Consider the following 257-nt stretch of genomic DNA (forward strand, 5'->3'; position numbering starts at 1 on the left):
CATTGCCAGACTCGAGAAGCGCCTCGACGCCGTTGAGTATCTGAAGCAGCACGAAGAAGCCTGCCTCAGACGCTACCGCTATGCCATGCTCGCAGCCTTCGTGCTTGGAGTTATCTTGGGAGGAGGCGTCATAGCCGTTATGCTCGCCATGCCAGCCGAACAGCCACTCTTTTCGTTCGGCGTGGAGAACGCCCTGCTTGTAGCGCTCGGACGGTATTCGCGATATGCAGTACTCGTGCTCGTCTCGGGCCTTGTAT

At 58.0% G+C, this 257-nt stretch carries 1 protein-coding gene; it reads left to right on the top strand.

Features of this window, described 5'->3' with window-relative positions:
- The coding region (locus ABFY71_RS18960; RefSeq protein WP_347947429.1) for a hypothetical protein at nucleotides 1-257 on the top strand (257 nt) is incomplete at both ends.

Source organism: Devosia alba (assembly GCF_039938915.1).
GTDB classification, from domain to species: Bacteria; Pseudomonadota; Alphaproteobacteria; order Rhizobiales; family Devosiaceae; genus Devosia; species Devosia alba.